Here is an 18542-nt window from a genome sequence, read left to right on the forward strand (position 1 = left end):
CCATGAACACACCACCACGTCTCGACGTCATCGGCCTCGTCGTCTCCGACATGGCCGCCTCCCTCGCGTTCTACCGTCGGCTCGGACTGGAGATCCCCGCCGGGTCCGAGAGCGCGCCGCATGTGGAGGCCGCCCTGCCCGGGGGGATGCGGATCGCGTGGGACACGGAGGAGGTCATCCGCTCCTTCGATCCCGGCTGGTCCCGTCCCGAGGGTGGCGACCGGATCGGGCTCGCGTTCCGCTGCGCCTCGCCCCAGGAGGTGGACGCCACGTACGAGTCGTTGGTCGCGGCCGGCTACCGGGGGCACCTCAAGCCGTGGGACGCCGTGTGGGGGCAGCGCTATGCCGTCGTGCTCGACCCGGACGGCTGCGGGGTCTCCCTCTTCGCCCAGGCCGAGGCATAGGCGGACAGCGTCGTGCCGGCCAGCGCCCGCGTCTCGCGCGCCAGATGGGCCTGGTCGGCGCAGCCCGCGCCGAGCGCCGCCTCGGCGTACGGAAGGCCGGCCCTGACCAGGGCGAGCGCCCGCTGGAGGCGGAGGATCCGGGCGAGGGTCTTGGGACCGTAGCCGAACGCGTCGAGCGACCGGCGGTGCAGCTGCCGGGCCCCGAGCCCGGCGGCCTCGGCGGCCTCGGCCACCGGCCGGCCCGCGCGGAGCCGCCGTACGACGGCCCGCAGCAGCGGATCGGGGGGCGGCACGTCCGCGGCCCGGCGCAGGACGAGGTCCTCCAGGGCGACGGCGGGATCCGGTGCCTCGGCGAGGCGTTCGCCGAGCCGCCGCGCCCGGGCCTCGCCCCACAGCGTCCCGAGCTCGACCCGCCGGTCGCGCAGCTCTCTCGCCGGTACGCCGAGCAGTGCGGGGGCGTCACCGGGGGCGAAGCGGATCGCGGCGCAGCGGCTCGCGCCACCCTCGGGGACGTACGCGGCGGTGTCGGGGCCCGCGACGAGCAGCCGGCCGTCGCACCACAGCAGGTCCATGCAGCCGTCGGGCAGCACGGGCACGGGTTCGCTCCCGGCCGGGGGTGCGAAGGTCCAGACGACCGCGCCGTCCAGCCGCGCGGGGCGTTCCTCGTACGCGCGCTTCTCCCGCACACGCTCCCCCTGAACGCGTTGCGACCGCACACGCTCCCCCTGAACGCGTTGCGACCGCACGCGTTCCCCCGCCCTGCGTTCCGACCGCACGCCACCCTCCTCCACGCCGGCGAGCGTCATCCTCAGTCCTTCTCCCAGCCGGAGTGCAGGCGCGACTTGACGTCGTCGGGAGGCAGGAAGCGGGACCAGCGTTCGGGGAACTCCGACGGCATGTCCGGGTCGTCCTCGTCGACGTCGTCCGCCTCCGCGCGCAGCCGGGCGACGAGGTCGGCGGCCTGCGCGACGCGCGCTCGCTCGCTGGCCTCGCGGGCGGCGGCGGTGGCGACGGAGGGCCAGACGCGGTCGATCGCCGCGTTCACCGCCGCGCCGACAAGCACCGCGAAGGCCGAGATGCCGATCCAGAGCAGAACGGCGATCGGCGCGGCGAGGGAGCCGTAGATCGTGGGGCCCTCGACCTGGCTGGTCAGGTAGATCCGGAGCAGGAAGCTGCCGAACACCCACATCCCGAGAGCCACCAGAGCTCCCGGGATGTCCTCGATCCAGGGGGAGCGGACGGGGACGGACACGTGGTACAGCGTGGTCAGGAAGGCGATGGAGAGCAGGATGACGACCGGCCAGTACAGGACGGCGACGACTTCCGTGCCCCAGGGGATCAGCTCCACCACCCGGTCCGGGCCGACCACGGCGAGCGGCAGCACGACCGCGCCGATGACCAGCGCCACGATGTAGAGCAGGAAGGCCAGGAGCCGGGTCTTGACGATGCCGCGGTGCCCGTCGAGTCCGTACATCACCGTGATGGTGTCGATGAAGACGTTCACGGCGCGCGAACCCGACCAGAGGGCGATGGCGAAGCCGAGGGAGATCAGTTCGGGGCGTTTGCCCTGGGTGACGTCTTCCAGGAGGGGCTTGGCGATGTCACGGACGCCGCGGTCGGAGAGGACCGTTCCGGCGGCGCGGAGGATGTTCTCCTGGATGCTCGCGACGGTGTCGGTGTTGGTCCAGTCGTCGGCGTAGCCGAGGAGGGCGATCAGTCCGAGCAGCAGCGGGGGCAGGGACAGGAGGGTGAAGAACGCCGCCTCGGCGGCGAGGCCGAGGATGCGGTACTCGATGCACGAGTTGACGGTGTCCTTCAGGAGCAGCCAGACCATCTTCCGCTTGGAGACGTTGCGGTAGAGGACTCGCGCACGGTGGAGTCTGCCCCCGGGCCGCCGCTCGGGTGTTTCGTTTGCTGCCTGCACCTCCTTACCGTATCGGCATGGCAGCCACCACCCACACAGTGACCAATCAGGCTCCGCCCCTGGTCGGATACGACGCCTTCACGTCCGACCGCGCCCTGGCGGAGGCCGTCGAGCGTCATCTGGATCCGGAGGTCTTCGAGGAGGCACACGGGGAACTCGTGTCCCAGGGCCAGTCCGTCGGCACCGTCCAGGCGCAGGGATGGGGGCGGCTCGTCAACGAGAATCCGCCCCTCCTGCGGACGCACGACCGGTACGGGAACCGGATCGACGAGGTCGAGTTCCATCCCGCGTGGCACCGGCTCCTGGGGCGCGCGGTCGGCGGCGGGCTCACCAATGCGTGGGGCCGTCCGGGTGGTCATGTGCGGCGCGCGGCCGGATTCGTCCTGGCGACGCAGACCGAGGCCGGGCACGGGTGCCCGCTCTCGATGACCCACGCCGCGGTGCCCGCGCTGCGGACGGACCCCGCGCTCGCCGCCGTCTGGGAGCCGCTGCTCACCTCGCGCATCTACGAGGAGGGGCTGCGGCCGCCCACCGAGAAGACCGGTGTGCTTCTCGGGATGGGGATGACGGAGAAGCAGGGCGGCAGTGACGTGCGGGCGAACACGACCGAGGCCCGCCCGGTGTCCGGGACCGGCGAGTACGTCCTGACCGGGCACAAGTGGTTCTGCTCGGCGCCGATGTCGGACGGGTTCCTGGTCCTCGCCCAGGTATCCCCCTCGCAGGGAGAGGGGGGCCTGACCTGTTTCCTGGTGCCCCGGGTCCTGGAGGACGGCACGCGCAACGCGTTCGCGATCCAGCGGCTCAAGGACAAGCTCGGGAACCGGTCGAACGCCTCCGCCGAGGTGGAGTTCGACGGGACGACCTGGGCGCGCCGGGTCGGGGAGGAGGGCCACGGGGTCCGCACGATCATCGAGATGGTCGCGGCGACCCGGCTGGACTGCGTGCTGGGCTCGGCGGCGCTGATGCGGCAGGCGCTGGTGCAGGCCCTGCACCACACCACGTACCGCCACGCGTTCGGCGGGCCGCTGATCGACAAGCCGCTGATGCGCAATGTGCTGGCCGATCTGGCGCTGGAGTCGGAGGCGGCGACGGTGCTGGGGATCCGGCTGGCGGCGGCGTACGACGCGGACACGGAGGCCGAGCGGGCTTTCGCGCGGATCGCGGTGCCGGCGGCGAAGTACTGGGTGACGAAGCGGTGCACGCCGATGGTGGCGGAGGCGCTGGAGTGCCTGGGCGGCAACGGCTATGTGGAGGAGTCGGGGATGCCCCGGTTGCTGCGCGAGTCGCCGCTCAACTCGATCTGGGAGGGCTCCGGCAACGTCCAGGCGCTGGACGTGCTGCGCGCGTTGCGGACGGAGCCGGCGGCGCTCAACGCCTTCCTGACGGAGGTCGGCGCGGCGCGGGGCGCGGATCACCGGCTCGACGGGGCGATCAGGGGGATGCTGACCGAGCTGGCCGATCTGGACGGCATCGAGGGCCGGGCCCGGCGGCTCGTGGAGCGGATGGCGCTGGTGCTGCAGGGCTCGCTGCTGGTGCGGTGGGCGCCGGCGGAGGTGGCGGACGCGTTCTGCGCCGCGCGGCTCGGCGGCGACGGCGGCTCGGCGTTCGGGACGCTGCCGACGACTCTGGATCTGCGGGCCGTGGTGGAGCGGGCGCGGGTGGAAATCTGAACCCACGTTCGACGCTGCGGGACGCGGGGAGAGGTCTGAACGCTGCGGGGCGCGGGTGGGAAGCGGGCGGTCCTCCTGGCAGAAGCCGAGGGTGGTGCTGCGCCGACACGGCACCACCCTCCGCTGTGACCCACCCTCATGCACCGGACGGCTGACTGCCAGAGTTGCAAAGGGTTGCAGGATTACCCGAACCGCCCTTCGCCGGGCAGTCCCGGGCGGCACGATGGGCACCGACACTCCGTCAGCTCGACCCACGACAGCGCAGAACCGATACAGCACCGCAGGTGGCTGGGAGAGACCGATGAAGAACACTCAGCTGGACATGAACCGGCTCGCCGCCATGGACGCCGCCCAGGCGACCCGGCTGCTGCACCGGGTACGGGAGGAGACGCTGGCCGGCCGCACGCCGCCGATCGCGCCCCGCCCCGTCATCGACGCCTCCTGGCGACGGATGTTCCGGCTCGGTCTGGACCCGGACCAGGGCACCAGGAGTGCGCTGCTCGAACGGGACGAACTGGAGGAACGACGGCGTACGACCGTGCTGGGCGAGGTGATGCGCACGCTGAGCGGCGGGCTCGCCGGGATCGCGGACGCCTCCCTGCAGATCATGGTGGTCACCGACGAGCACGGCCGCGTGCTGTGGCGCGAGGGCAACCGCGCCGTGCTGCGCCAGGCCAACGGCATCTGCCTGGAGGAGGGCGCGGCGTGGAGCGAGCACGCCACCGGTACGAACGCGGTGGGGACGGCGCTCGCGATGCGGCGGGCGGTCCAGGTGCACTCGGCCGAGCACTACGTCCACACGCTCCACAACTGGACCTGCGCCGCGGCTCCGGTGCACGATCCGCGCGACCAGCGGTTGCTGGGGATCGTGGACGTGAGCGGTCCGGCCTCCAGCTTCCATCCGGCGACCCTGGCGCTGGTCGGCTCGGTGGCCCAGCTCGCCGAGGCGGAGATGCGCGAGCGCCATCTGCGGTCCATCGAGCGGCTGCGCTCGGTGGCCGCGCCGATCCTGTGCCGGGTGGGCGGCCGGGCGGTGGCGGTGGACGCGCACGGATGGACGGCGGCGGTGACCGGGATGGCCCCGGTGGACCGGATCGCGCTGCCGAAGTCCTTCCGGGCGGGGCGCGCCTGGCTGCCGTCGCTGGGGATGTGCGCGGTGGAGCCCCTGCCGGGCGGCTGGCTGCTGCGGCTCGAGGAGGAGGCCCGGGGGGCGACGGCGGACGCGGTCGCGGCGAGCCGGGTGGTCCTGGACCTGAGCCGGCCGCGCCGCTGGTCGGTGGCGGTGTCGGGGGCGGCGGGCAGCTGGACGCAGGAGCTGAGCCCGCGTCATGCCGAACTGCTGTACGTCCTGGCCCGGCACCGTGACGGCCGGACGGCGGCGGAGCTGGCGGAGGACGTGTTCGGCGACCGGACGAGGACGGTGACGGTACGGGCCGAGATGTCGCGGATCCGCCGGAATCTGGCGAGCGTGCTGGCCCACCGCCCGTACCGCTTCAGCGAGGAGGTCGACGTCGAGGTGGTCACCCCGGCCGACCCGAGCGACCTCCTCCCCCACTCCACGGCCCCGGCGGTCCACGCCGCGCGCCGGGGGCACAGGGAGACGGGGTGAGGGGCGCGGTGCTCCGGCCCGCCCCCTCGTGCGGGGGGGGGGGGGGGACGGACGCACTGGAGGCGGGTCCGCCGGTGACGGTCCGCTCCCGGGGCGGGCGCCCGGCGGTGACGGTCCGCTCGCCGGGCGGGCGCCTGGCGGCTGGAGCGCGCACGGTCGACGTCGCACGGAGCCGGCCCGGGCGTCCGGCGGTCGCCCGCCGGTCGTCCCTCACGCTCGGGCTGTCAGGTCCTCCGCCCTCGGCGGGTTCGCGCCGCGGACGGCGCAGGTGGCCGCCGCGACCCGTGTGCCGAAGGCGGCGGCCTCGTCCAGGGTCCGGCGGTCCAGGGTGTCCAGCCGGCCGCCGAGCGCACCGGACGCGTGCAGGCGGTGCAGCAGGCCGGCCGTGAAGGCGTCGCCCGCGCCGACGGTGTCGACGACATCGACCCGCGGGGCGGGAAGGACGCTGCGGACGCCGTCGTACGAGACGAGGGCGCCGGCCGCGCCGAGCGTGACGACCACCAGGGGGACGCCCGCCCGGTGCCAGGTGTCGCAGGCCGCCTCCGGCGCCGTGCCCGGGTGGAGGTGGGCCAGATCGTCCTCGCTGAGCCGGAGGATGTCCGCGAGCGCGCACCAGCGCGGCAGCCGCGCGCGGTAGCGCTCGGGCGCGACGAGCAGGGGACGCACATTGGGGTCGAGGGAGATCGTGGTCGTGGGTCGCAGCTCGGCCAGCAGGTCCTCGGCGGCCGCGGCGCCCGGCTCCCGTACCAACGTCAGGGAGCCGGTGTGCAGGCACTCGGGGTCCAGCCCGCGCACCGGGGCGAGTTCCTGACGCGTCCACTGCCAGTCGGCGGTGGCGTCGGCGTGGAAGGTGTACTCGGCCGCACCGTCCGGGCCGAGGCCCGCGATCGCGAGCGTGCTGGGCTCGGCGGCGTCGGGGCAGAGGTCGATCCGGACACCGGACTCGCCGAGACGGCGGCGGAAGAGGCCGCCGAAGACGTCGCCGGAGAGCCGGGCCAGCAGGTGGGTGGGGGTGCCGAGGCGGGCGAGCGCGACGGCGGTGTTCGCCGGCCCGCCGCCGGGCAGCACGTCGAGCCGGAGGCCCGGTCCCACGGCGGCGCCGGGGATGGTCCCGGAGGCGTCGCGGGCGACGAAGGCGTCGGCGACGCATTCGCCGAGGACGGCCACGGGGCGGCGGGTCGCGGTCATGCGGGAGACCTTTCGGTGAGGGGGCCTGCGGCCGGAAGGGCCGGTCGGCCGTGAGCGGCCAGGAGCGGCCGTCGGTGCGTGGCCATTGGCCGGTGTCGCCTGCCCGGCCGCCGAAGGACGGCCCGGCAGACGACACCGGCCGACGGGGACGACGGCGGCCGGAAGAGCCAACCGGCCGACGGGGGCGGTCAGTCGGTCAGTCGGTCAGTCGGTCAGTCGGTCAGGACGGCGCTTCCCAGCGGGGTCAGCGAGGCGCTCCTGAGGTGCAGCAGGCCGCCCTCCGCCCCGAACTCGACCGCCTGGGACTCGCGATAGCGCGGATACACGCGGGCGGTCAGCGCCTCGCCGCCCCCGGTGAACACCTCCACCGACGAGCGGTCGATGAAGATGTCCAGGGCCAGCGTGCCGTCCGGGGCCGGCTCCACCCGCGTCCGGTACGTCGCGCGCGTGCCGTAACCGGCGCCGGTCGTGTCGAGCGAGAGCGTGCCGTCAGCCTTGTCGTAGCGCAGGACGGTCGCCTCCGCGGCGGATGCCTTGAGGCGCAGGGTGACCCTGTCGGCGGTGGTCCTCCTCAGGTCGAGGACGGCCTTGACCCGTGCCGTCTCCCCCCGGCCGAGGCGCCAGCCGCCCTTCACCGTCTTGTCGGTGACCCTGACCGGCGCTCCCTCGGCCAGCGAGTCGGCCGCCGCGACCGGGCGTTGCCCGAGGCGTCCGTCGGGCGAGAGGAACAGCTCACGGTGGAGGGACTGGGCACCGGCCCACCCGTTCACCCGGGTCGGCTCCTTGGCGTTCCAGTCGCTCATCCACGCCGTCATCAGCCGTCGCCCGGCGTCGTCGCGGTAGCTCTGCGCCGCGTAGACGTCGCCGCCTCCGTCGAGGATCCCGTGCCGCTCCGCGCGGAAGGCGCCGCCGTCGTAGTCACCGACGGCGTACCGCTGGAGGGACTGCCCGCCCTCGTTGGTGGAGTAGAGCAGGACCCACTTCCCGTCGAGCGGGAACAGGTCGGGGCACTCCCACATCGCGCCGGTCGTACCGTCACCCTCGGCGAGGACACCGGTGTACGTCCAGGCGCGCAGGTCGTCGGAGGCGTACAACTGCACCTTGCCGCGTCCGCCGTCGCCCGATCCGACGACCATCTTCCAGCGGCCGTCGACCGGGTCGCGGAAGACCTTGGGGTCGCGGAACCCGGCGGACGAGCCGGGCGGCGCCTCGGTGATGACCTCGGTCCCGGGTGTGAAGGTGACCCCGTCCGTGCTGGTCGTCACGGCGACGGTCTCCGGGATGGCCCCAGGGTGCGCGCCGGTGTCGGTGTACTTCGTGTACGCGACGGTCAGGGTGCCGTCGTCGTCGACGGCGCTGCCGCTGAACGCGCCGCTGTTGTCGGTGGGGGTCGCGCGCGGCGGAGGGGTGAGGGCGACGGGGAGCTCGCGCCAGTGGACGGCGTCGGGGCCCTCGGCGTGGGCCCAGTGCATGGGACCCCACAGAGGGGCGTCGGGGTGGTACTGGCTGAAGAGGTGGTGGCGGCCGCGCCATTGGATCACGCCGTTGGGGTCGTTGATCCAGCCCTGGTAGGGCGTGTAGTGGAACTGCGGGCGCAGCGGGTCGGCGGTGAAGTCCCGTGGAGCGCCGGGAGGGTGGGGCTGGTCGGCCTGGCCGAGGGCGCGGAAGGTGAGACCGTTGTCGTCCCGGACGGCCGCCTCTCCGGTGCGTACGTCGTCGAGGTTGACGTGGCCCCAGCCGCCGGTCTTGCGGTCGACGACCTCCAGGTGGACGCCCTGGCCGCGCCAGGCCGAGGTGTCCCAGACGATCCGGACGTACGCCTCGTCCTGGGGGCCGGTCTGCTTGCGGAGCACACGGCCGTCGCTGTCCCTGACCAGGGCGACGTAGAGGCGTTCGGGGTCCCAGCCGCCGCCGACGAGGAAGCTGATCCGGGCGGGCGCGGCGAAGGAGGAGGAGCGGAGGGTGCCGGTGGCGTCGTCGCCGGCAGCGGCGTGGCCCCAGAGGTGGTGGCTGCCCCGGTGGTGGAAGGGGCCTCCCCAGTAGGTGTCGGTGGCGGTGACGGCGGCCGGGCCGAAGGCGGTGCCCTCGGTGACCGTCCAGCCGGTGAGATCCCCTGTGTCGAAACCGGGGTTGACCGGCCCCGCTGCGAGGGGGCGAGGGGTCGCGGGCGGTGTGGCGTTCGCGCTGATGGGGGTGAACGCGGCGACGAGCAGGGCCGCGATGACGGTCAGGTGCGGTGCTTTCCAGCGGCTCATCCGGAAGCCTCCGTTGCCAACTCGTTACGGGTGAGGGGCATTGACGTTGCTCGCCGCGGAGTCCATCATCCTGGCCAGTCGATGTCAACGTTGACATAAGTCAACGATGACACCCCTGCGTCCCCTGAGGAGCCGCGCCATGAAGCGCACCGTCCGCACCGCATTCCCCCTCCTGGCCGGCCTGGCCGCCGGAGCCCTGCTGCTCACCGCCTGCGGCGAGGGAGCCCAGGGTTCCGGCGGGCCCGGGGGCAGCGGCGGCCCCGTCAAGGTCGGGCTGATCACCAAGACCGACACCAACCCGTTCTTCGTCAAGATGAAGGAGGGCGCGGAGGGCGCGGCGAAGCAGGCCGGGGCCGAACTGACCACGGCGGCGGGCAAGTTCGACGGTGACAACGAGGGCCAGGTCACGGCGATCGAGAACATGGTCGCGTCCGGGGTCAAGGGCATCCTGATCACCCCGAACGACTCCAAGGCGATCGTCCCCGCGATCGAGCAGGCCCGGAAGAAGGGGGTCCTCGTCATCGCGCTCGACAGCCCGACCGACCCGCAGACCGCCGCCGACGCGCTCTTCGCCACCGACAACCTCAAGGCCGGGGAGCTGATCGGCCGGTACGCCAAGGCCGCGATGGCGGGGAAGCCGGCCAGGATCGCCACCCTCGACCTCGCACCCGGCGTCGCCGTCGGACAGTTGCGGCACGACGGCTTCCTCAAGGGGTTCGGGCTTCAGAAGGGCGACCCGGCCGTCGTCTGCTCCCAGGACACCGGCGGCGACCAGGCCAAGGGCCAGACGGCCATGGAGAACTGCCTGCAGAAGGCCCCGGACATCAACGTCGTCTACACGATCAACGAGCCCGCCGCGCTGGGCGCGTACACGGCGCTCAAGGCGAAGGGCCGTGAGAAGGACGTCCTGATCGTCTCGGTGGACGGCGGCTGCACCGGCACCGAGGCGGTCAAGTCCGGGAAGATCGCCGCGACTTCGCAGCAGTATCCGCTGCTGATGGCCGCCAAGGGCGTCGACGCGGTCGTCGCATACGCCAAGGACGGCACGAAGGCGTCCGGTTACGTCGACACCGGCGTCACCCTCATCACCGACACGCCGGCCTCGGCGGTCCCGGCCAAGGACACGGCGTACGGCCTGGAGAACTGCTGGGGCTGAGCCCGCCCCGGGCCGGCCTCCTCGCACACCTGGCCGGCCGCCGACGGACCGAGCCCCTCGCCGGACCGAGCCCCTCGCCGGGCCGGGCCCCGACGTCCCCTTCCCCTGAGCCTCCGCCGCCCCCCATCCCAGAGCTTCCAAGGAGCCCCGTTGACCACCACCGCCGCACCGCCCTCCGCCGCCGCGCCGCCAGGGACGCCCGCGGCCCGCCGCACGGCGGGCAGGCTGCTCACCCATCCCACGACGGGCCCGCTCGTGGCCCTGCTCGTCGCCTGCGCGTTCTTCTCGTTCCAGAGCGAGCAGTTCCTCTCCGGCGGCAACCTCTCCCTCGTCGTCCAGCAGGTGATGGTCGTCGGCACCCTCGCCCTCGGCCAGACGCTGATCATCCTCACCGCCGGCATCGACCTGTCCTGCGGCGCCGTGATGGCCTTCGGCTCGATCGTGATGGCGAAGCTGGCCGCCGAGGGCGCCCTCCCGCCGCTCGTCGCGGTCGCCGCGGGCATCGGCGTCTGCGCGCTCTTCGGGCTCGCGAACGGCGCGCTCGTCACCTTCGTCAAGCTGCCGCCGTTCATCGTGACGCTCGGGATGCTCAACGTCGCCTTCGCGCTGACCCACATCTACTCCGAGGAACAGACGGTCACCGACCTCCCCGCCGCCCTCACGGGGTTGGGCGGGACCTTCCCGCTGGGCCGTACCGACATCACCTACGGCTCCGTGCTCACCATCGCGCTCTTCCTCTGCTTCGCGTACCTCCTCGGCCGCACGGCCTGGGGCAAGCACACCTACGCGCTCGGCAACAGCCCCGAGGTCGCCCGGCTCACCGGCATCCGCACCACCCGCCTCCAGCTCGGCATCTACACCCTGGCCGGGGTGATCTACGGCATCGCCGCGCTGCTGCTGATCTCCCGGACCGGTGTCGGCGACCCCAAGGCGGGCCAGACCGACAACCTGGACGCGATCACGGCCGTGGTCCTCGGCGGCACCAGCCTCTTCGGCGGGCGCGGCGCGGTCCTCGGCACGCTCGTCGGGGCGCTGATCGTCGGGGTGTTCCGCAACGGGCTCCAGCTGATGGGCGTCGGATCGATCTACCAGACCCTGATCACCGGCGGCCTCGTGATTCTGGCCGTGACCGTCGACCAGTTCTCCCGCAGGAAGGTCCGCCGATGACCACCACCCCCGGGGCGCCCCGCGACACCACCCCCGTCCTCAGGGCCCGCGGCCTCGTGAAGCGCTACGGCCAGGTCACCGCTCTCGACGGTGCCGACTTCGATCTGATGCCCGGTGAGGTGCTGGCGGTCATCGGGGACAACGGCGCCGGCAAGTCGAGTCTGATCAAGGCCCTCACCGGGGCGCTCCAGCCCGACGAGGGCACCCTCGAACTCGACGGGGCGCCCGTCCGGTTCCGCGATCCGGTGGACGCGCGCCGGCACGGCATCGAGACCGTCTACCAGGATCTGGCGGTCGCGGCCTCGCTCGACATCGCGAGCAACATGTTCCTGGGCCGCGAGGTCCGGCGGCGCGGGCCGCTCGGCTCGGTGTTCCGGATGCTGGACAACAAGAGGATGCGCGAGGAGTCGGCCGCGCACATGGCGGATCTGAAGATCGGGCTCCGGTCCCTCACGCAGGCCGTGGAGACGCTCTCCGGCGGCCAGCGGCAGGGGGTGGCGGTGGCCCGCGCGGTCGCCTGGGCCCGGCACGTGGTCGTGATGGACGAGCCGACGGCCGCGCTCGGGGTGAAGGAGTCGGGCCAGGTGCTCGACATGATCCGCCGGGTGCGGGACCGGGGCCTGCCCGTCGTCCTCATCAGCCACAACATGCCGCACGTCTTCGAGATCGCGGACCGGATCCACGTCCAGCGGCTCGGCCGGCGGGTGGCGCAGATCCGGCCGTCGGACCACTCGATGTCGGACGTGGTGGCGATCATGACCGGGGCCCTGACCGTGGCGCCCGAGAACGGCGGTACCGTCGGAGCCGAGCAACGCTGAATCGACGACGGAGATGCGGTGACCATGGGGAGCACCCGGCGGCCGACCCTGGCCGATGTGGCGGCACGGGTCGGCGTGACCCCGAAGACCGTGTCACGGGTGCTCAACGAGGACGGGCCGGTGTCCGAGGCGACCCGGGCGAAGGTGCTGGCGGTCGTCGAGGAGCTGGGCTTCCGCCCCAATCTCATGGCGCGCAACATGCGGGTGGGAGCCCGGGACTCGACGGTCGGCCTGGTCGTCCCGGACATGGGCAATCCCTTCTTCGGTACGGTCGCGGGCGGCGTCGAGGACGTCGTACGGGACCGGGGGCTCACCCTCCTTATGGGGTCGTCGGGTGAGCGCGAGCCGGTGGAACACGCGCTGATCACCACGTTCCTGGCGCGGCGGATCAGCGGTCTGCTGGTCGTCCCGGCGGCGGGCAGCGACCACCGCTTCCTGCGCCGGGAGCGGGAGAGCGGTCTGCCGGTGGTCTTCGTGGACCGGCCGGGCACGGGCCTCGCGGCGGACGCGGTGGTCAGTGCGAACGAAGAGGGCGCGCGGGCGGGCGTGGCGCATCTGATCGCGTACGGGCACCGCCGGATCGCCTTCATCGGCGACCGGCCGGCCACGCTCTACACGCGCAAGACCCGGCAGCGCGGCTACCGGTCGGCGCTGGAGGAGGCGGGGATCGCCCACGACCCGGCGCTGGTCGTCACGGCGCACGACCCGTACGCGGCGGGGGTCGCCGTGCGGCGGCTGCTGGCGCTGGCCGACCCGCCGACGGCCGTGTTCGCGGCGAACAACTTCGCCTCGCTCGGGGTCGTGCCCGCGCTGGCGGAGGCGGGGCGCCGCGACGTGGCCCTGGTCGGCTTCGACGACCTGCCGCTCGCGGCGGTCCTGGAGCCGGGCCTGACGGTCGTGGCCCAGGACCCGGCGGCGGTCGGCCGCGCGGCGGCGGAGCGGATCCTGGCCCGCCTCGGCGGCGACCGCTCCCGCGCGGCGACGCACACCGTCCCGGTGCGTCTGATCGAGCGTGGCAGCGGGGAGCTCCGGCCCGCCGACCGCGCCTCCTCCCGCTGACCTGGTGGTTCCCGGAGACCAGGCGTCTCACGACGAGCAGGCTGTCCACCATGTGGACAGCCTGCTCACGCCACGGAGCCGGCGCCGATCCGGGGGCCCGCGTCCGCGTCCGGCGCGCGGACGTGGTGCGATGACAGCATGCGCATCACTCTGACCACCTGGTCCCTGGAACAGACCTCACCGTCCGACCTCCGCCCCTCCCCCGCCCCCGAGGGCGACGACATCACCATCCGGCGGGCGGAGGTGCCCTCGGCGGAGTTCAGCCGCTTCCTCTATACGGCGGTCGGCGGCGACATCAGCTGGAACGACCGGCTGGGGCTGACGTACGCGCAGTGGCAGGAGATCGTCGAGAGGCCGGGGGCCGAGATCTGGGTGGCGTACGACAGGGGGACGCCGGCCGGGTACGTGGAGCTGGACCCGCAGGACGACGGCGTCGTCGAGATCATCTACTTCGGGCTGATCCCGGCCTTCCGGGGCCGCCGGATCGGCGGCCATCTGCTCTCGTACGGCGTGCAGCGCGCCTGGGACCTGGCCGACCGCTGGCCCGAGCGCGAAGAGACGCGCCGGGTGTGGCTCCACACCTGCTCGCTGGACGGACCGCACGCGATGGACAACTATCTGCGGCGAGGGTTCAAGCTCTTCGACACCAAGGTGGAGGAGGTCGAGGAGTCCGAGGCGCCCGGCCCCTGGCCCGGTGCCCACGGCTGACCCCTCCGACCCCCAACCCCCCACCTCCCCGGCCCTCCAGAAGTGACCCACGGCACACCGTCTCGCGATGCGGGACGGTGGTGTCCACATTTCGGACGAAGCTGGACTGGGTCCAAAGTCCCGTGACACGCTTCCGTCATGTCTGGAACTGGAATTGCCTTGGTGAGTCGGCGGCACGTCGACCTCGGCCGCATGTCCAGCGCCATGTGTTCGGCGCGCTGAGAGAACCAGCACCGCCCCGAGCACCTTTCAGACCGACCCTGCTGCGCACTGTCGCGCCATCCCCTGACCCACGTACCAGTGTGCAGGTCAGAGCCGCCCTCCCGCAGTCCCGAAGGACAAAACGCCATGGCCGCCACCCCGGAAAACCCCGCACCCGCCACGCCCCGCCGCAAGGTGAGCCGTCACCGTGGCGAGGGTCAGTGGGCCGTGGGGCACTTCACCCCGCTGAACGGCAATGAGCAGTTCAAGAAGGATGACGACGGTCTCAATGTGCGGACACGCATTGAGACGATCTACTCCAAGCGCGGATTCGACTCCATCGACCCGAACGACCTGCGGGGCCGTATGCGGTGGTGGGGTCTCTACACCCAGCGCAAGGAAGGTCTGGACGGGACCAAGACCGGTGTCCTGGAGCCGGAGGAGCTGGACGCGGAGTACTTCATGCTCCGGGTCCGCATCGACGGCGGCCGGCTGACGACCGAACAGCTGCGGGTCATCGGCGAGATCTCGCAGGAGTTCGCGCGCGGCACCGCCGACATCACCGACCGGCAGAACGTCCAGTACCACTGGATCCGCATCGAGGACGTCCCGGAGATCTGGAACCGCCTGGAGGCGGTCGGTCTGTCGACGACCGAGGCCTGCGGTGACACCCCGCGTGTCATCCTCGGCTCGCCGGTCGCCGGGATCGCCGAGGACGAGATCATCGACGGCACCCCCGCCATCGACGAGATCCAGCGCCGGATCGTGGGCAACAAGGACTTCTCCAACCTGCCCCGCAAGTTCAAGTCTGCGGTCTCCGGATCGCCGCTGCTGGACGTGGCGCACGAGATCAACGACATCGCCTTCGTCGGCGTGCACCACCCCGAGCACGGGCCCGGCTTCGACGTCTGGGTCGGCGGCGGTCTCTCCACCAACCCCAAGCTCGGTGTACGCCTGGGCACCTGGGTCTCGCTCGACGAGGTCCCGGACGTGTACGAGGGCGTCATCTCGATCTTCCGCGACTACGGCTACCGCCGGCTGCGCACCCGCGCCCGCCTCAAGTTCCTGGTCGCCGACTGGGGCCCGGAGAAGTTCCGCCAGGTCCTGGAGGACGAGTACCTGAAGCGCGGGCTGACGGACGGTCCGGCGCCCGAGCAGCCCGCCGGGCAGTGGCGTGACCACGTGGGCGTCCACAAGCAGAAGGACGGCCGCTTCTACGTCGGCTTCGCGCCGCGCGTCGGCCGTGTCGACGGCACCACGCTCACCAAGATCGCGGAGATCGCCGAGGCGCACGGTTCGGGCCGGGTCCGTACCACCGCCGAGCAGAAGATGATCGTCCTCGACATCGAGGAGGCGCAGGTCGAGTCGCTCGTCTCCGCCCTCGAGTCGATGGACCTGCGGGTCACCCCCTCGCCGTTCCGGCGCGGGACGATGGCCTGCACCGGCATCGAGTTCTGCAAGCTGGCGATCGTGGAGACCAAGGCGCGCGGCGCCTCGCTCATCGACGAGCTCGAGCGCCGCATCCCCGAGTTCGACGAGCCGATCACCATCAACATCAACGGCTGCCCCAACGCCTGCGCCCGCATCCAGGTGGCGGACATCGGTCTCAAGGGCCAGCTGGTCCTGGACGACGACGGCAACCGGGTCGAGGGCTACCAGGTGCACCTGGGCGGCGCCCTCGGCCTGGAGGCGGGCTTCGGCCGCAAGGTCCGTGGCCTGAAGGTCACCGCGGCCGAGCTGCCGGACTACGTCGAGCGGGTCCTCACGCGCTTCCAGGCGGAGCGCGAGAACGGCGAGCGCTTCGCCACCTGGGCGGCGGGCGCATCGGAAGAGGCCCTGTCGTGAACGCCGGGGGCACCTCCCGTGCCCGAAGGGCCACGGGCGAGAGCGAATCGAGGGACACAGCATGAGCGAGCGTGCCGCTCCGTTCTTCTGCCCGTACTGCGGCGACGAGGACCTGTTCCCGCACGAGCAGGGTCACGGCGCCTGGGAATGCCGGGCATGCAGTCGAGCCTTCCAGTTGAAGTTCCTGGGGCTCCTGGCCCCGGGCACTTCGAGCAGCAACTCCGCTGGAGGGGAAAAGATATGACGGCAACTCAGGTCTCCGAGGCCACCGACCTCAAGGCGCTCGCCGAGCAGGCCGGCCGCGACCTGGAGGACGCCTCCGCGCTGGAGATCCTCCAGTGGGCGGCCGACACCTTCGGCAAGCGGTTCTGCGTCACCTCCTCCATGGAGGACGCCGTGGTCGCCCACCTCGCCTCGCGCGCCATGCCGGGAGTGGACGTCGTCTTCCTCGACACCGGCTACCACTTCCCCGAGACGATCGGCACCCGGGACGCGGTCGACGCGGTGATGGACGTCAACGTCATCACGCTGACCCCGCGGCAGACGGTCGCCGAGCAGGACGCCGAGCACGGCCCGAGGCTGCACGACCGCGACCCGGACCTGTGCTGCGCGCTGCGCAAGGTCAAGCCGCTCGAAGACGGCCTGACCGCGTACAGCGCGTGGGCGACCGGTCTGCGCCGCGACGAGTCCCCGACCCGGGCGAACACCCCGGTCGTCGGCTGGGACGAGAAGCGGCAGAAGGTCAAGATCTCCCCCATCGCCCGCTGGACGCAGGACGACGTCGACGCGTACGTCGCCGAGCACGGCGTGCTCACCAACCCGCTCCTCATGGACGGTTACGCCTCCGTCGGCTGCGCGCCCTGCACCCGCCGCGTCGCGGACGGCGAGGACGCCCGGGCCGGCCGCTGGGCCGGCCGGAGCAAGACCGAATGCGGACTGCACGGATGACGGACACCCAGGAAGACCAGGAGAATCACGTGACCGGTGCCACCATCTGGCTCACGGGCCTGCCGAGCGCCGGCAAGACCACCATCGCGTACGAGCTGGCCGGCCGCCTGCGCGGCGAGGGCCACCGCGTGGAGGTGCTCGACGGCGACGAGATCCGCGAGTTCCTCTCCGCGGGCCTCGGCTTCACCCGCGAGGACCGCCACATCAACGTGCAGCGGATCGGCTTCGTCGCCGAGCTGCTCGCCTCGAACGGCGTGAAGGTCCTGGTCCCGGTCATCGCTCCGTACGAGGACAGCCGCGAGGCCGTCCGCAAGCGCCACCAGTCCGAAGGCACCGCCTATGTCGAGGTGCACGTCGCCACTCCGGTGGACGTGTGCTCCGTACGCGATGTGAAGGGGCTGTACGCCAAGCAGGCCGCGGGCGAGATCAGCGGTCTCACCGGGGTCGACGACCCGTACGACGAGCCGCGGAACCCGGACCTGCGGATCGAGTCCCAGAACCAGACCGTGCGGGAGTCCGCGGCGCAGCTCCACGCGCTGCTCACCGAGAGGGGCCTGCTGTGAGCGCCGCACGCGCGGCCGCCGGGCAGCAGACGAAGACGATGCCCGCGCCTCTGCGCCGCGCAGGCGGAGAAGCGAACGAAGGGGATGCAGCGTGACCACCGCAGTCAACGTCCACGAAGCGACCGACAGCCCGTTCGCGCTGTCGCACCTGGACTCGCTGGAGTCCGAGGCCGTCCACATCTTCCGTGAGGTGGCGGGCGAGTTCGAGCGGCCGGTGATCCTCTTCTCCGGCGGCAAGGACTCCATCGTCATGCTGCACCTGGCGCTCAAGGCGTTCGCGCCGGCGCCGGTGCCGTTCACGCTGCTGCACGTCGACACCGGGCACAACTTCCCCGAGGTCATCGAGTACCGCGACCGCGTCGTGGCCCAGCACGGGCTGCGGCTCCACGTCGCCTCCGTGCAGGAGTACATCGACGCCGGCAAGCTGCGCGAGCGTCCCGACGGGACGCGCAACCCGCTCCAGACGGTGCCGCTGACCGAGGCGATCCAGCAGCACCGTTTCGACGCGGTGTTCGGCGGCGGCCGCCGCGACGAGGAGAAGGCCCGCGCCAAGGAGCGGGTGTTCTCGCTGCGTGACGAGTTCTCCCAGTGGGACCCGCGCCGGCAGCGCCCGGAGCTGTGGCAGCTCTACAACGGCCGCCACGCCCCTGGTGAGCACGTCCGCGTCTTCCCGCTGTCCAACTGGACCGAGCTGGACGTCTGGCAGTACATCCAGCGGGAGAAGATCGAGCTCCCGGAGATCTACTTCGCCCACGAGCGCGAGGTGTTCGCCCGCAACGGCATGTGGCTGACGGCCGGCGAGTGGGGCGGCCCCAAGGAGTCCGAGACGGTCGAGACGCGGCTGATCCGCTACCGCACCGTCGGTGACATGTCCTGCACGGGCGCCGTCGACTCCGACGCCACCACGCTGGACGCCGTCATCGCCGAGATCGCCGCCTCCCGCCTCACCGAGCGGGGCGCGACCCGCGCCGACGACAAGATGTCCGAGGCCGCGATGGAAGACCGCAAGCGCGAAGGGTACTTCTAG

Annotated in this window: 18 protein-coding genes; 14 read left to right on the forward strand and 4 right to left on the reverse strand. The window is 72.3% G+C overall.

Annotated elements, in window-relative coordinates:
* The first annotated feature begins 2 nt into the window (after positions 1-2).
* Complete coding sequence (locus tag ACZ4VW_RS23525; protein WP_467965467.1) at positions 3-404, forward strand: VOC family protein; 402 nt, start codon at positions 3-5, stop codon at positions 402-404.
* Here the strand turns inward: ACZ4VW_RS23525 and ACZ4VW_RS23530 are convergent.
* Together ACZ4VW_RS23530 and ACZ4VW_RS23535 are read right to left on the reverse strand one after the other, a co-directional pair.
* Positions 341-1090 (reverse strand): helix-turn-helix domain-containing protein, encoded by a 750-nt coding sequence (locus ACZ4VW_RS23530; protein WP_467965469.1) that lies wholly within the window; start codon positions 1088-1090, stop codon positions 341-343. The genes ACZ4VW_RS23525 and ACZ4VW_RS23530 overlap by 64 nt on opposite strands.
* A gap of 122 nt (positions 1091-1212) precedes the next feature.
* On the reverse strand, positions 1213-2328 hold the full coding sequence (locus ACZ4VW_RS23535) for a YihY/virulence factor BrkB family protein (RefSeq protein WP_467965471.1): 1116 nt from the start codon (positions 2326-2328) through the stop codon (positions 1213-1215).
* Between the two features lie 17 nt (positions 2329-2345).
* Here ACZ4VW_RS23535 and ACZ4VW_RS23540 point away from each other — a divergent pair, with 17 nt between their 5' ends.
* Positions 2346-3998, forward strand: a complete 1653-nt coding sequence (locus tag ACZ4VW_RS23540) for an acyl-CoA dehydrogenase family protein (RefSeq protein ID WP_467965473.1) — start codon at positions 2346-2348, stop codon at positions 3996-3998.
* Between the two features lie 301 nt (positions 3999-4299).
* Positions 4300-5607, forward strand: coding sequence for a GAF domain-containing protein (locus ACZ4VW_RS23545; RefSeq protein ID WP_467965474.1), 1308 nt, complete (start codon positions 4300-4302; stop codon positions 5605-5607).
* Between the two features lie 210 nt (positions 5608-5817).
* On the opposite strand, the gene ACZ4VW_RS23550 is transcribed toward ACZ4VW_RS23545, so the two are convergent.
* Positions 5818-6795, reverse strand: a complete 978-nt coding sequence (locus tag ACZ4VW_RS23550) for a carbohydrate kinase family protein (RefSeq protein WP_467965478.1) — start codon at positions 6793-6795, stop codon at positions 5818-5820.
* A 212-nt stretch (positions 6796-7007) separates the two neighbouring features.
* The gene (locus ACZ4VW_RS23555; RefSeq protein ID WP_467965481.1) at positions 7008-9050 is read right to left on the reverse strand and encodes a glycoside hydrolase family 32 protein; all 2043 of its coding nucleotides are present in this window, start codon (positions 9048-9050) and stop codon (positions 7008-7010) included.
* Positions 9051-9189: 139 nt separating this feature from the next.
* Between ACZ4VW_RS23555 and ACZ4VW_RS23560 the strand changes: the two genes are divergently transcribed.
* The 11 genes from ACZ4VW_RS23560 (at position 9190) to cysD (ending at position 18542) form a co-directional block, all read left to right on the forward strand.
* On the forward strand, positions 9190-10206 hold the full coding sequence (locus ACZ4VW_RS23560) for a substrate-binding domain-containing protein (protein WP_467965483.1): 1017 nt from the start codon (positions 9190-9192) through the stop codon (positions 10204-10206).
* 150 nt (positions 10207-10356) lie between these two features.
* Positions 10357-11373 (forward strand): ABC transporter permease, encoded by a 1017-nt coding sequence (locus ACZ4VW_RS23565; RefSeq protein ID WP_467965485.1) that lies wholly within the window; start codon positions 10357-10359, stop codon positions 11371-11373.
* Complete coding sequence (locus tag ACZ4VW_RS23570; RefSeq protein ID WP_467965486.1) at positions 11370-12191, forward strand: ATP-binding cassette domain-containing protein; 822 nt, start codon at positions 11370-11372, stop codon at positions 12189-12191. Before ACZ4VW_RS23565 ends, ACZ4VW_RS23570 begins: the two co-directional genes overlap by 4 nt.
* 24 nt (positions 12192-12215) lie before the next feature.
* Positions 12216-13250 carry a LacI family DNA-binding transcriptional regulator gene (locus ACZ4VW_RS23575; protein WP_467965489.1) on the forward strand — a complete coding sequence of 345 codons (1035 nt, stop codon included), beginning with the start codon at positions 12216-12218 and terminating at the stop codon, positions 13248-13250.
* Between the two features lie 138 nt (positions 13251-13388).
* Entirely contained in the window at positions 13389-13958 is a 570-nt protein-coding gene (locus ACZ4VW_RS23580) for a GNAT family N-acetyltransferase (protein WP_467965492.1), read from the forward strand.
* 138 nt (positions 13959-14096) lie between these two features.
* Positions 14097-14180 (forward strand): putative leader peptide, encoded by an 84-nt coding sequence (locus ACZ4VW_RS23585; protein ID WP_352077884.1) that lies wholly within the window; start codon positions 14097-14099, stop codon positions 14178-14180.
* Positions 14181-14306: 126 nt separating this feature from the next.
* Positions 14307-16004 carry a nitrite/sulfite reductase gene (locus tag ACZ4VW_RS23590; protein ID WP_467965494.1) on the forward strand — a complete coding sequence of 566 codons (1698 nt, stop codon included), beginning with the start codon at positions 14307-14309 and terminating at the stop codon, positions 16002-16004.
* A 61-nt stretch (positions 16005-16065) separates the two neighbouring features.
* Positions 16066-16248: a hypothetical protein gene (locus ACZ4VW_RS23595; protein ID WP_467965497.1), complete on the forward strand. Its 183-nt coding sequence runs from the start codon at positions 16066-16068 to the stop codon at positions 16246-16248.
* Complete coding sequence (locus tag ACZ4VW_RS23600; RefSeq protein WP_467965500.1) at positions 16245-16952, forward strand: phosphoadenylyl-sulfate reductase; 708 nt, start codon at positions 16245-16247, stop codon at positions 16950-16952. The genes ACZ4VW_RS23595 and ACZ4VW_RS23600 overlap by 4 nt, the downstream gene beginning before the upstream one ends.
* Positions 16934-17515, forward strand: coding sequence for an adenylyl-sulfate kinase (gene cysC / locus ACZ4VW_RS23605; protein WP_467965503.1), 582 nt, complete (start codon positions 16934-16936; stop codon positions 17513-17515). Before ACZ4VW_RS23600 ends, cysC begins: the two co-directional genes overlap by 19 nt.
* A gap of 91 nt (positions 17516-17606) precedes the next feature.
* Positions 17607-18542 (forward strand): sulfate adenylyltransferase subunit CysD, encoded by a 936-nt coding sequence (gene cysD, locus ACZ4VW_RS23610; RefSeq protein WP_467965506.1) that lies wholly within the window; start codon positions 17607-17609, stop codon positions 18540-18542.

It is taken from the genome of Streptomyces sp. NPDC029139 (genome assembly GCF_055564335.1).